The organism is Pontibacter rugosus, assembly GCF_042678745.1.
In the GTDB taxonomy this organism is placed as follows: domain Bacteria; phylum Bacteroidota; class Bacteroidia; order Cytophagales; family Hymenobacteraceae; genus Pontibacter; species Pontibacter rugosus.
Window position 1 is genome coordinate 28,550 of the sequence record NZ_JBHTLD010000013.1, and the last position, 12,257, is coordinate 40,806.

General features: G+C 41.6%; 6 protein-coding genes. 1 reads left to right on the plus strand and 5 read right to left on the minus strand.

The window, feature by feature from the left end:
* Positions 1-519 precede the first annotated feature (519 nt).
* The 4 genes from ACFQ2O_RS02955 to ACFQ2O_RS02970 all read right to left on the minus strand — a co-directional run bounded on the left by ACFQ2O_RS02955 (position 520) and on the right by ACFQ2O_RS02970 (position 9,699).
* Complete coding sequence (locus ACFQ2O_RS02955; protein WP_377522796.1) at positions 520-1,056, minus strand: YceI family protein; 537 nt, start codon at positions 1,054-1,056, stop codon at positions 520-522.
* Between the two features lie 457 nt (positions 1,057-1,513).
* The gene (locus ACFQ2O_RS02960; protein WP_377522797.1) at positions 1,514-3,634 is read right to left on the minus strand and encodes a sensor histidine kinase; all 2,121 of its coding nucleotides are present in this window, start codon (positions 3,632-3,634) and stop codon (positions 1,514-1,516) included.
* A 334-nt stretch (positions 3,635-3,968) separates the two neighbouring features.
* On the minus strand, positions 3,969-8,096 hold the full coding sequence (locus ACFQ2O_RS02965; RefSeq protein ID WP_377522798.1) for a chemotaxis protein CheB: 4,128 nt from the start codon (positions 8,094-8,096) through the stop codon (positions 3,969-3,971).
* Positions 8,097-8,142: 46 nt separating this feature from the next.
* Complete coding sequence (locus ACFQ2O_RS02970) at positions 8,143-9,699, minus strand: GAF domain-containing protein (protein ID WP_377522799.1); 1,557 nt, start codon at positions 9,697-9,699, stop codon at positions 8,143-8,145.
* A 764-nt stretch (positions 9,700-10,463) separates the two neighbouring features.
* Between ACFQ2O_RS02970 and ACFQ2O_RS02975 the strand changes: the two genes are divergently transcribed.
* On the plus strand, positions 10,464-11,462 hold the full coding sequence (locus ACFQ2O_RS02975; RefSeq protein WP_377522800.1) for a hypothetical protein: 999 nt from the start codon (positions 10,464-10,466) through the stop codon (positions 11,460-11,462).
* Positions 11,463-11,534: 72 nt separating this feature from the next.
* Here ACFQ2O_RS02975 and ACFQ2O_RS02980 read toward each other — a convergent pair whose 3' ends face one another.
* Positions 11,535-12,251, minus strand: coding sequence for an SIMPL domain-containing protein (locus ACFQ2O_RS02980; RefSeq protein ID WP_377522801.1), 717 nt, complete (start codon positions 12,249-12,251; stop codon positions 11,535-11,537).
* Between the last annotated feature and the right edge of the window lie 6 nt (positions 12,252-12,257).

Genomic DNA, 12,257 nt, shown 5'->3' on the forward strand with positions numbered 1-12,257 from the left:
GATCAGTCTTTGCTAGGTTAGCAGCGTTATCCTATAGCCACCTTTGAAGACATGGCAATTAAATATAAAAAGCTATCTTACAGTATACTTATCAGCAAAAGAAGAATAGAATTAAAGGCTGGATGGATTCCTGGTGCTACACTTCTTTTATACAGCCTATTCGAGCATCTGGTGTTACTTAAGTTTTCTGAAAGGCATTAAATAAACAGGATGATATACTTAAATGGTTAATTATACCTTAGCGAAAGAGACTTTATATCGACTCAGGGGCTACACCTGCTCAAGGTTGGCAAAAGGAATTATTTATATTCATCTCCTTCATTAAGAATAGCGGCTAGTGTGTTTAGCCTCCTCTCGTATCTATTAGCCTTTTACATTGAATTATAAATTAGCGGGAATATTATTTCAGCAAGAAAAGAAGTCAGATCTGTAAACTAAAGAACAAGCCGCTAATTACTGGTACGTACAAAAAGAGGCTGCCTTTGTTAAGGCAGCCTCTTTTTGTATGTCTTATTTCTACTATCCCTGCTTTACCAGTTGGATTTCTGACTGTAATTTAATCTCATCGCTTACAACCACATTACCAGCCTCAGTTACAGCATCCCAGGATAAGCCAAATTCTTTACGATTTATCTTTCCTGATATTGTGAAACCAGCTTTTGTCTGCCCATAAGGATCCACGACCACACCACCGAATTCAACGTTTACTGTTATAGGCTTTGTTACGCCTCTGATAGTCAAGTCGCCGCTTAGCTTATACTCGTCGTCACCTTTTTTCTCGTAGTCCTTGCCTTCAAACCTAACTTGTCCGTGGTTTTCAGCATCGAAGAAATCAGGTGATTTCAGGTGCGTATCACGCTGTTCATTGTTCGTACTAATAGAATCAACGTCAGCTGTGAAAACAGTTCGTGTTGCTTTTGTGAAATCATCGTCTTCAGTTTCCACCTCTACGTTAAAAGATCCGAAATAACCTGTTACAGTTGTAATCATCAGGTGCTTTACCTTAAACTGAACCTCGCTGTGTGTAGGGTCTACTACCCATTTAGTTGTCGCCATAATTGTTGATGGTTATCTGTTTATATCTTAAGCTAATGGACTTATTTACTTCGATTTTCTTTGTCACTTCTAAACTTCAGCAACGGATATCACTGCATTCAGGATTTTAATATGCCTGATTTAATGTATGTACATGTAATCTAACTATAAAGTTTCAGATATCCAAATTTAGATGCTAAAGCTTTAGCAATAAGCTAATTGATATGCCAATCAAGACAAAGCAATATTACCGTTGAGTTGGTACTATCGACTTGAAACACCTATTGTTTAAAGGAATTTCAAGTGCTTATTACCTTTGAGACAGGTACGGGAGAAGAGGCTCATCTATGAGGTATGGCCTTGCAAATTTGTAAAGGTGTTGCTAAGATTTCTACCAGATTATAAAGTCTGACTTGCTTGTCACCTGATTGAAAGCAGCGTCTGAGGGTAGTTACGCTGCAAACTGAGTCCTTAGGTACTATTTTTTAAAGAAGATATGGAAGGTTGTGCCCTTGTTTATTTCGCTTTCAACTTCGATTTTACCACCGGCATTCTCAACAATTCTTTTAACAATGTATAAGCCTATACCTGAGCCATCTACATGATCGTGTAAGCGCTTGAACATAGAAAACATTTTACGTACATCTTCCATTCTGATACCCAGGCCATTGTCTGAAACAGTTAGTATGCAATACTCTGTTGTGATCCTGGTACTGATGTTGATGATAGGTGTTCTGTCTGGAGAGCGATATTTCAAAGCATTGCTGATTAAATTGTACACAACGCTTCTGACATTTTTGGCAGAGAATTTTATTGCTGATGCCGGTGCTACATCTATCTGAAATAGGGCTTTTGATGCGGCAACTATAGGATCAAACTCAAGTATAACTTCCTTAATCACCTCTTCTAATTTTATAGAAGCTATATCCTCCCCTGCTTCACGTTGTATTTTAGCAACTTTAGTCAGGTCAGCAACCACTCTTTTGAACCTATCTATAGAGCTTTGAACATGGCCAAAAAGTTGCTGATAATCCTGTGAAGACGTGGCATCTTCAGGCAGGTTTTCCTGTAACTCCTCTACCAGCCCTTCGATATTCGAAATTGGAGCTCTTAAATCATGAGAGGCAGAATAAACAAAATTATCAAGATCAGCATTGGAGGCCATCAATTCATTATTCATGACCTCTATTTTGTGTCTGGCCCTTACCTGCTCGCTTATATCAATCGCTACTACTATTATTCCTGTTACAAAACCCTGGGCATCGCGCAGGGGATGGTAGACAAAATTAAGGTACAGCTTCTCTAACACACCCATTCGCTCTAATGTAATGGGCAATTCTTCTGCTACAAAAGGAGTACCTGTACGCAGCACACCATCTAATAAATCCTTTACCTGTTCTACTGCTTCAGGTAAAGCCTCTAGTACTGGCCTACCTAAGACATCTTCCTGTTTCCTGCCCCATATTTCACACACACCCGGGTTGGCAATCTCTACGATATACTGCGGGCCTCTAAGCATGGTAATACCAACTGGCGCTTGCTGAAATATCTCATTCAGGTACTCCTGCTGCCTTAGTATCTCCTGCTTATTTTGTACACTGGTGATAGCGGTAGCAATTTGAGTAGCCAGAATATCATGAAACTCGTTGTATAACGCATTATACTCTTGCTTGTCGCTGATGCCTGATACATAGAAGCCTATAACCAAGTCCTGCCCAGGCTTCAGAATTGGAAGAACAGCCACATTTTTGCAGCATAACTCTCCTGTAAAACTACTAGCTTTTAACTCCTGCTGCACAGCTTTCAGTTTGATAGAAAGCCGTTGCTTTGTTTCCTTAGCCTGTTTCAGTTGCCACGGCGATTCTGTACTTAAATCAATTGTAAGCGGTATCAACTGCTCATCCAACGCACCTGCTTTACCAACTAATTCAGCTTCTGTTCCTGTACTGTTGCAAAGGTAAATTAAACTAAATGGCAAGTCTTGCACATTCTCATTTAAGATATCACATGCTGTCTGCCCTGCTTGCTGCAGTGTTTTAACCTGCAAAAGAGCTTCGGAAAGGTCTCTTAATGTCTTTAACCGCCTTTGCCCCACCACAGCGTTTGTAACTTCGCTACACGCACAGAAAACACCGTTCACCTCACCTAAATCATCAAATGCAGGGCTATAGGAAAGCGTCCAGTAGGTTTCTTCTGAGTAGCCTTTCCTATCTAAGTATAAAAGTAAATTTTCAGCATAAAACTCCTGCCCGTCTTTTAAAATGCCTTCTGCTATTCCACCTACCTGATCCCAAATCTCTGCCCAAGACTGGTGTGCTACGGACCCAAAAGACGAAGGATGCTTTTTGCCTAATGCAGGAATATATGCATCGTTATAGAACATATATAACTCCTTTGTCCACCATATAAACATCGCGAATCCAGAGTTTAACATCAACCTGACATTTGCCTTCAAGCTTAATGGCCAATGCTCCGGTGCCCCCAGCGGATGAGAATCCCAGTCATACTTGCGCATCATCACTCCCATTTCGCCTCCACCTCTAAACTGGTCTAAAAAGTTATCACTAGCACCAGTGGTTATGTCAGGTATGTCTTGCATTAGGTAGTCGAAAAAAAGCTTTATCTAAATGTGTAGGTTTAGCGCATGTTTTAGATTTATACTTTGCGCAGTAAAACGAAATATAAACGCACTCTTGGTTAAAAAAGGCTTAACGAAGAGGTGAGCTTATATGTTGGATAAACGGCACCGATATTTATACTTGCAACAGATGGCTAATTGAAAGGGCCTGCGTTGACTTGTCCAGCTAATGGGGAGGCTTGGAATGCGCCAGATGTATACTTGATCTTTAAATTGAAAAGCACCTAGTTTGAGTTAACTGTTACTTAGGTTTATGAAGACCAGGTGCTTTTCAATTTAAACAAAATCTTACTGCTTATAAAGTTCGCACAACTTCAGGTTGTACTTCAGCTACAGTATTTCTAAAGTATAGTTTAAACGTTGTACCCTCCCCTTCTTTGCTTTCTACATATACCTTACCGCCAGCATTATTCATGATGCGTTTTACGATATAGAGCCCCATTCCTGTGCCTTCTACATGTGAGTGAAAACGTTTAAACAAGGTGAACATCTTAGACAGGTTATGTTCGCTCATGCCTAAGCCATTATCTTTTATAGATAAAATGATGTAATCATCTTCTTTCTCAGACTTAACATATACTTCCGGTGTACGCTTATCTGACTTATACTTGATAGCGTTGTTAACCAGGTTATACAGTATGCTATGCAAATTCTTAGTTGAGAAATTTAACTTAGGGGCTTCTGAAAAATCCGTTATTATCTGTGCTTTTTCAGTTGCCAGCCAGTCCTGCATATCAGCTTTCACATTATCGAAAATTTCCTGCAAATCAACTTGCTCTGCAGAGCCGTCTACATCGCGCTGTACCTTTGCAATATCAGTAAGGTCTTTTATCACATTTTTAAAGCGAATGATAGAGTCTTTCACCATATCAAAAATAGGCTTGGTGGGCTCACCTGGCAGAGGCCCTACTGCCTCAATTTGATCTTCCAGTAAAAGCACCAGACCTTCGATGTTGGCAACCGGGGCTTTTAAATCATGCGATGCAGTATAAACAAATGTATCTAAATCGGCATTTACTTTTCTTAAGTGCAGGTTGGTGTCTTGTAGTTCTTCCTGTGTTTTTCTTAAATCAGATAAGTCAATAAAAGAACCTAAGACACGGTAAGGTATTCCGTACTCATTATGCATGATGTAGGCCCTGTTTGCCACGTAGGCAAAAGAACCGTCTCCTCTCCTGATTCTGTAATCAGCCGACCACTGTGCTTTACCGTAGTTAATAGCCTTGTTCAGGCTTGCAACCATAGCAGTGCGGTCGTCGGGATGCACTTTATCAAACCAGCCGTTTACACCCACCCCAAAGTCTTCTTTGCTAAAACCGAGAATGTTCTCAAGACTATCACTCCACCACAATTCGTTTGTCACCAGGTCCCAATCCCATACGACATCGTTTGTGGCCATAGACACTAACCTGAAGCGCTCTTCACTGGCTGCTAATTCCTGCGTTCGTTCTGTTACCCTTCTCTCTAAAACTCCATTCAGGTTTATCAGGTCTTCCTCAACTTTTTTCAGCTCCTCGTAAGCAAGCAGTATTTTTTCTTCACTACTTTTCTTTTCTGTGATGTCGGCCATTGTTACAGCTACGCCATTGCCCATTTTGACAGCGGCAATTTCGTACCAGGCACGTTTCCCCCTTATCTCCAGTTGCTGCTCTAAATGAAGCTGCACGCCAGTCTCTACTACATTTACAAGCTTTCTGAACAGGCCATTTTTCTTAATAAAAGGCATGTCTGGCAAAACGCTGTATCCGGAAAGCAAGCTAAAAGGCTTTCCAACCAGCTCCTCTCCTTGTCTGTTAAGCAGGCTCCAGGTAAAATCGGAGATTACATTTTTCTCGTCACGCACCCCTGTAAAAGCCATGATGCTATTCAAGGAGCTATTTAAAACTCCCTGCACTACATTACTTAACGCCTTCAGTGTGGTTACCTCCACAAAGCTTAATACTACGCCGTCTTTGTTGCCATCATGCTTCAGGTACGGAATAATGCGCATCAGAAAAAACTGCCCATCTATTGTTTCTACCTCCTGCTCTACCTCAATGGAAGTATTGTTCACTTCTCTGATATCATGGCTAAGCCCGTCATACTTCAGGTTATGAGACAGGTGATGAATCGGACGGCCCAGGTCTCCTTCTATGATATTGATCAGGCTTGTAACAGAGGGTGTGAATTTCCGGATAACCAGGTTATGATCAACAAAGATCTGCCCTATGTTAGAGCTTCTGATGTAGTTATCAAGGTCTTCGTTTAACTCCTGAAGCTCCTTTATCTTAAGCTGATGCTCTGTGTTAACTGTGTGCAGTTCTTCGTTTAATGACTGCATTTCCTCGTTAGAGCTCTGCAACTCTTCGTTAGAAGACATCAACTCTTCGTTACTGGACTGTAGCTCCTCATTCGAAGTGCTCAAATCCTGCACTGTTAGATGCAAACTTTCCCGTGCCTCTTTCAGCTCTGCTTCCAGCGAGGCCAGTTGCTGGTAATAATCTGCATCGGCAACAGAAGGTAAATCTATGTCTTTTGCAGAAGCCTTGATCTGCCCTACTTCCTGCAAAAGAACAAGTATAACTTTAGGTAAATTTTTTTCGGCAGCAATGGGTTTGATCGAAACATTAACCAATACATTTTTTTTGCCTTCCCGGATAGCCACCTGCCTGGATACTATTTTATAATTTTGCTTAAGAGCCTTCCGGATACCTACACTTAAAGTAACGGCAAGCTCCTCCGGCACCATCTTTAGCAAATTAAATTGCAGACGTTTGTTCGGAAATTTAAGAAACCTGTTAATGTCTCCTATGCCATGCAGCAGCTGGTATGTTTCATCTACATACAAGCCTGTAATTTTAAAATCTTCGGCCACAGCATCCATAAAAGATTCGCTGTATTGCACTAGCTCGCTAATCTTAATAGTAGTTTGGCTAAGTGTAATGTCGGCAGGTTTATAGTCCGAGATACCGTAGTTTTGCCTGATTCCTACACTTTCTTTTACCTTCTGGAACAGCTTCCATTTTCGGTTCTCCTCAACAAAGTATGAACCCATGTCCCCGATGTTCTCGCTTGGCCCCAGCATCAGATAACCTCTCATGTTGAGCGCGTAAGGAAAGAGGGAAAGCACTTTTTTCTGAAGATTCGGATTCAGGTAAATGAGCATATTGCGGCATGTTACCAAATCTATCTTGCTGAAAGGAGGATCTTTCTGTAAATCGTGCTGCGCAAATATTACCAGCTTCCGTAGTTCCTCATTCACTATATACTTATTACCCTTCAGGTAGAAGTTATCTTTCAATCGCTCAGGTGAAACATCCTCCGCAATAGAAGTCGAATAAGCACCTTTCGACGCAAAGCTGATTGCCCTTTTGTCTATGTCTGTCGCAAATATTTTAACTTTAGGCTGCTTATTCAGCTTTTTAAAGAGCTCTCTGAAAAGCATAGCAATGGAATAAGCCTCCTCGCCGGTACTACAGGCAGCCACCCATACCTTTATACTTTCTTCTTTGCCTTCTTTTTCTACAATAGCAGGAATAACTTCTTTCTCCAGCAACTCATATGCGTCTTCATCTCGAAAGAATCTGGTGACGCCAATCAGGAACTCCTGGCAGAGCAAGGTTATTTCAGAAGGATTTTCATGCAGAAAAGTCAAATACTCCTCCAGGCTTTTCACCTGTACTACTTCTATGCGTTTGGTAAGCCTGCGCTCAATAGTGGGTCTTTTATAGTTGGTGAAATCAGTTTGGGTGTGTGTGCATACCAAATCTAAAATGTCACTTAGTATGGCTTCGTCAAAATGATTAGTAGAACCCTCTATAGCTGGCAGCACCAGCGGAACTTCTTTTGTATATTTAATGATTTGCTCCGGCATGTTTTCTGGAGGCAACACATAATCTATTGCACCAGTGTCTATAGCACTATGTGGCATGCCATCAAACTTTGCCGTAGCTGGGTCCTGCACTACCACCATGCCGCCAGCAGCTTTGATAGCTCTTACACCTTTTGTACCGTCAGTACCAGTACCAGATAAAACTACTCCGATGGCTAAACGCCCCCGTTCCTTCGCCATCGACTCAAAAAAGAGGTCTATGGCAAAGTTAGGCTCCCGGCTGCGCTCTTTATTTGTAAGGCGCAAACGCCCATGCTCAACCGTTAGTTGCTTGCCGCTAGGCAATACATATACACAGTTAGGCCTGGTTATCATTTTATCTTCAGCCTCCTGCACCTGCATGCGCGTGTGCTTAGAGAGCAGTTCTGCCATCAGGCTCTTATGGTCAGGAGACAGATGCTGAATGATTATAAAAGAGAAGCTTGAGTTATTAGGAAAGTGGTCGAAGAGCTTATGAATTGCTTCTAACCCACCCGCAGAAGCGCCTATCCCTACCAGGTAATGGTCGGTTGGCTGCTTATAATCTTTCATGATGGGTGCAATTTCTGTCATAGGTTGTGTGCACTGCTAGTATACTTATTACCCTTAACAACTCGTGTTAGTAGCTTTCTTTAATAATCTTTTCGAGCACAGCACTACGTAATGCCGCTGCCGCTTCTAATTCTTCTTCCCGCCAAGGCAGCGAAGTATGTTTTACAATCTCCTTGTAAGTTTCAAATGAATTCCTGGGGTGGTAGGTTTTACCATCTGCCTCCATTTGAATGGCTTTGTTAGGATCGCCGCCCCAACTAACAGTCTGCAGCACTTCTGGCCTGAACCCAAGTATAAATTCGCCCTGATCAACATTTATTGGCAAAACAATTAGCCCACTGGCAATGTCTTTATACTCTTTGCTGCGGCCATAGTCTTTCCCTATATTATCAGTAGCAAAAACAGACTCAATTTTATTTCTTCTCAGCCAGGACACAAGCTCTTTTATTTCCTGGTGTTGCGGGGTGTTTCCACTCGTCCAAACACCTCCTTCAAATAAGATGGCTGCACCTGTCAGCGAAAGCAGGTCGTGCAGGTAGGGAGTGCCAGACATCAGTCCTTCAGCAAAACTAGGGCTGCTATAAAGCTGTTCCACTATCTGTGCATGTATACCGCGCAGTTGCGCCCTAAGCATTATTGCCTTCTCATTTTCTTTATTTGCAAGTTGGGCCGACAGAATACCTGAAAGTAACTCAAGTGCTGATCGCATTTCATAACTGGGGTTCATTTCTGTTTTATGATGGCAGGAAATCAAGCCCCATAGTTTGTTATTGATAATCAATGGCAAAGACATAGACGCTGTAATACCTAGATTTTTAAGGTACTCCAGGTGTACTGTAGCCACACTACGAAGATTACAATCAGAAAGATCAGTAAACCGCTGCGTCAAAGGATTTATAATCGGGATGAGCCGTACAGGAGTATAACTTCGTGTTGGAATCAACCTGTACGGATTGCTGAAGTATAAATCTCTTGACTGCTTTGGTACATCGGAAGCTGGAAAACGCAAGTCCATGTAATCTAACATGTCTTCTTCCTTAGCTTGTGCTATTACGATGCCGTTCCACTGCGGGTCGAATTGATAGACAAGCACCCGATCAAAACCAGTCAGTTTTTTCAGTTCGACAGCTGCTGTTTGTGCCACCTCGGCGGTAGAGGCAGCCTGCTTCAGCAGCGATGTTATATATTTTATATGCTGATATAGCCCTATAAAGGGTATTTCTGAGCTTTTAATTGTGTTTTCTTCCAGCTCAACCAATACATAATCCTCACTTGGGTGTACAATCGCAGTAAAATCAATTAGCTTCTCTTTTGCCTTAAAGCTAAGGGTATAGGGAATTTTACCGTGGTTGCCCTGGCTAGCAATCTTGGCTTGTATTTCATCTACTTGCTCCTTTGAGAGAAATGTAGACAAAGGCTGCTCCAGTAATTCATCTAAAGAAATTTGAAGGAATTGTTCTGAATTTTCGCTTGCCTGCTTTATGATAAGCTGCGCCTTGTCCAGAACTAAAAGCATGCCGTGTGGCTGAATTAAGTTAACCAAGTGTAGCGGGATGCTTCCACAAAATTCAGAATCATAGTTTTTTTCTAAGGTAATGTTAATAGTAGCTGCTTTGTCTTCCATATTCTTATAAAGATTACTGAACTTTTGAAAGTCTTTCACCCGAATGCTCATGTGAAGAACTAGATCAGTTTATAACGCTCTAATTGCTAAAATTATTTTCTGTTTGTTTCTCTACCGTAACCAGTTCCTACTTCACAACTTGCAAGTTTACTCTGCTTCATTTCATCAAAGTAGAAAACACTCAATCCGCTTACACATAAAATGTTATACCTAGTATCTGGTAAGGATAAAGTGGTAAAGTTCAACGTAAGCCACAGTGTACCTCTGCTTGGGCACAATACTTTCTTCAAAAGTACATTTTAATACAATGGCTCCAAACACGGAAAGCACATCAACATAAATATTTACCTGTGTTTGTTGCTTGTCACTATTTCTGATTTTATCTGTAACAAATCATACGCTTGATGGTTTTGTCTTATCAGCTTCATTAAGCTAAGAGTGGCCTATACATAAAGTATAACTGCTGAGACAACTACAACAAAGCATGCCAGTAGCTGCTCTGTAAAGGAGCACCATTCTACTTTTGCTTTACTTGATTTTCCATGCCTCTTAGTATTGAGCTTTGAGCCTGTCTAGATTATGTGTTTGGAAGCAAAAATTAAATAGAAAGGCCTCTGTGGCAAAGCAGTTTAAGCGTTACTTAGCAGTGCTGTGAAGCGTACAAACCCTGAAGCCAAATTCTTTTACAGGCTTGTGCCGCGCAAAGCATGAATTTTAATCATGCTCATACTTGATTACCTTTGCAGAAGATTACATCAGAACTTATGAACGATTTAAAGTTATATGACCCGTTTGAAAAAATGCAGTTTACCGACACGAACTGCTTCTTATGCGGCACAGATATAACAAGTGAACAACGTGCTCCTGTTTTTGCAGAATGGCTACAACACACGTATAACCTGAAAGACAAAGAACTGCTGTTACTTGATAAAAGCGTCAGTACCTTTGGGCAATTAACCATCCCCTGCTGTGACCATTGCCATACGCAACACCTGCTGCCGCTAGAAAACGAGATAGAGCAAGCCTCTGCAAAAGGTTTAGAAGGCTTACAGCAATTACCCCCTCAGCGTCTTTTTCAGTGGATTGGAAAAATGTACTATGGCACGCTCATAACCGAGATGATCCGAGAGACCAATCCGCTCATTATGCCAGAATATGCCATAACCGAAGATCCGAAAATGCTGGGTAAGATCAGGTCATTTTTCTCTGTGCTGCAATCCCTAAGGGTACCTATGGTTTTCTCAGATTTCCTACCCTGCTCCTTGTTTATACTTAGCGTAGACCCTACAGAAGATGAACTTCCGTTTGAGTACCAGGACGAGCTGACAACCATGTGCTTTAGCATCAAGATAGGTTCCGTGGCAATTATTTGCACGCTTCTGGATAACGAAATCATCAAGAAAGCTTTAGGTAAACTCTACAAACTAACTGAAGGAAAGCAGCTGCACCCCATCCAGCTTGCCGAGTTTAAAGCCCGTGTTTTTTATGCAGCCTATATTTTTGCGGTGGTGCCAGAATACTTTGTGCGGCAGGTAAAGCCTGAAGATAAACAACTTATACTTGACACGCTGATTGATGATGTGACCAACGAAATCTTTAACCCTTGGGATATGACAGCCTATGCTCATATGCTGGAAGAAATGCTAAAACCCTGGGGTATAAGAGAAGATACTATACTTGAGAACCCAAAGCAGCCGATAAGTTTCTTACTTTCTGAAGAGAACACATTCATACCTATGCTGCATTACAAAAAGCCGGCATAAAGAATCGGTTTAAAACAGAAGAGGCAGCGCTCCTACGAACGCTGCCTCTTCTGTTTTAAACCGATGTGATAGCTACTCAATTATAAAACTTACATCTACTGTTGATGAAATAATAACCTCGCCACCTGCAATAGAAGGCCCGCCTTCATTATCCATTGCCCTGGCTTCCATCATCACTGCTTTATACATAGGTCTGGGGCCACTGCTCCCGTTATTTTCATTGATGGCGTATACGCGTCCAACTTTAGCACCTAGTTCTGTTGTTAGCGCAGTAGCCTTTTGCTTAGCGTTTGCCACAGCTTTTTTGCGTGCCTCTGCTTTATACTTCTCTACATCTGATACCTGAAACTGTATCCCCCCCACATGGTTGGCTCCCACATCATACAACCCAGACAGTAACTCGTCAAACTTATTCAGTTTCTTTATTACTACTGTCATATTCTTTTGAGCGACATAAAAGTCAGGCGCTGTACGCCCATACTCACCGTTGTTATAAATCGGGTTAAGCGTTACATAAGAAGTTTGAATATCTTTAGCATCCACGCCCTGCTTTTTAAGATAACTTATAATGGCAGCAGCCTTTTTATCTGTCTCTTTTCGGGCAGCATCGAGTGTCTTCTCTCGTGTCTCTACACCCAGGTTTATGACAACCTCATTTGGCTGCACCCTTACTTCACCTGTTCCGCTCACATTTACTAAAGGTGGCATAACGGCAGCTTGCTGTGCCTTAACGTTTAGGGCAGTAAGCACAAAGGCTACCAACAGTACAATTTGATTTCTCTTTTTCATAATTTA

What these genes read in the sequence shown, in the direction of transcription:
- ACFQ2O_RS02980 (WP_377522801.1), bottom strand. Translation starts at nt 12,251, where the DNA reads ATGAAAAAGAGAAATCAAATTGTACTGTTGGTAGCCTTTGTGCTTACT.
- ACFQ2O_RS02955 (WP_377522796.1), bottom strand. Translation starts at nt 1,056, where the DNA reads ATGGCGACAACTAAATGGGTAGTAGACCCTACACACAGCGAGGTTCAG.
- ACFQ2O_RS02975 (WP_377522800.1), top strand. Translation starts at nt 10,464, where the DNA reads ATGAACGATTTAAAGTTATATGACCCGTTTGAAAAAATGCAGTTTACC.
- ACFQ2O_RS02960 (WP_377522797.1), bottom strand. Translation starts at nt 3,634, where the DNA reads ATGCAAGACATACCTGACATAACCACTGGTGCTAGTGATAACTTTTTA.
- ACFQ2O_RS02970 (WP_377522799.1), bottom strand. Translation starts at nt 9,699, where the DNA reads ATGGAAGACAAAGCAGCTACTATTAACATTACCTTAGAAAAAAACTAT.
- ACFQ2O_RS02965 (WP_377522798.1), bottom strand. Translation starts at nt 8,096, where the DNA reads ATGACAGAAATTGCACCCATCATGAAAGATTATAAGCAGCCAACCGAC.